The sequence below is a fragment of the Stenotrophomonas pictorum JCM 9942 genome (genome assembly GCF_001310775.1).
Taxonomy (GTDB): Bacteria; Pseudomonadota; Gammaproteobacteria; order Xanthomonadales; family Xanthomonadaceae; genus Stenotrophomonas; species Stenotrophomonas pictorum.
In genome coordinates, this window is the sequence record NZ_BAZI01000567.1 from 1 (window position 1) to 1,341 (window position 1,341).

Below are 1,341 nucleotides of genomic sequence, written 5' to 3' on the forward strand. Positions count from 1 at the left end.
GCGCGCCGCCCTCGCGGGAGATCGCCCGGGCCGACTGCGCCGCCGCCAGCAAGGCGGCCGGCTGGATATCGTCGGAATAAGCGAAACCGGTCTTCTCGCCGGAAATGGCCCGCACACCCACGCCCTGCTCGATGGAGTGGGCGCCGTCCTTGACGATGCCGTCTTCCACGCTCCAGCTTTCACGCCGCGAGTGCTGGAAATACAGGTCACCAAAATCGATGCCCGGCCCCAGCAGGGTGCCGAAGGTGCGCTCGAGGCGGTTGGCGTCCAGCCCGGCCGGCAGCAGCAGGCGGGACTCGGCAAGCGTCATTACGTTATCAGTCATGTCATTCCAGATGGGGGCTTGGGCGCGGTTCGCAAGCCGATGCGGGGATCACGGAGAGCCGCGGTTGTCGGGGCTGACCAGCGGCGGCGGTACACGCGGCGCCTCGCGCTCGACCACATCCACGGTGGGATCTTTCCATGGCCCGGTGACTTTGTAGGTCTTGGCACCGATGGTTCCCAGCGGCTTGCCGAGCACCGCGTTGGCCGCAGCACCGACCGCCGCGCCAATCGGCCCGGCCGCCACCGCGCCGACCACGGTCAGCAGGTTGCCCGAACGCGGATTCACATCGATGGTCTGGTCGAACTGCTGGCTGCGCAGGTCGGTCTGGCCCCGGATGGTGATGTCCGCCGCCGGTCCTTCCATGACGATCTTGTCGGTACGCGCCACACCGTCGCCGAAGCGCACCTGGCCCTCGACGCGGTTGAACGCCAGACCCTTGGAATAGAAATCGCGGAAATCGAACATCAACCGGCGGGGCAGCTGGGCCACGCTGAGCAGGCCCAGCACCCGCCCGGCGCCCGGTTCAACTTCCAGCAACTGGCCGTTGCGGGCGTCCAGACTCAGCGAGCCCTCCAGCGCGGCCAGCTGGAACGCCCGTGGCGCCCCCGGCCAGCGGGCATCGAACCGCACCTGGCCCTGGCCGGCGCGCAGCTGCCCGCCATAGCCCAGGTTGTCCATCAGCCCGCCGAGATTCTCGCTGTCCACCTGCACCGCCACGTGCGTGTGCGCCTGGGCGCCGATGCCGCGCCACTGGCCTTCCACATCGATCGCCTGTTTGGGGGCGCGGAACTGCAATTGCTCGACCTTCAGGCCATCGGCCAACGGCCGGGTCCGCAGCACCGTCCGGCCCAATGCGGTCCTGCCGACGCGCAGGTCTTCGATATCCAATGCCAGCGGCGGGATATTGGCCGGATCGAGCGGATCGGCGGCCGCGCCAGCCTCGCCCATACCCGCGGCTTCCTGCCAATGCACCCGCGCCAACTGCCCGCGCACGGTGCCGCCCCGGCCATCGGGCA

Annotated in this window: 2 protein-coding genes; both read right to left on the reverse strand. The window is 69.2% G+C overall.

The features are described from left to right. A partial coding sequence (locus JCM9942_RS16105; RefSeq protein WP_304941168.1) for a PmbA/TldA family metallopeptidase occupies positions 1-325 on the reverse strand: 325 nt, incomplete at its 3' end. 48 nt (positions 326-373) lie between these two features. Beyond that, on the reverse strand, positions 374-1,341 hold a 968-nt coding region (locus JCM9942_RS16110; RefSeq protein ID WP_304941169.1), incomplete at its 5' end, for a YhdP family phospholipid transporter.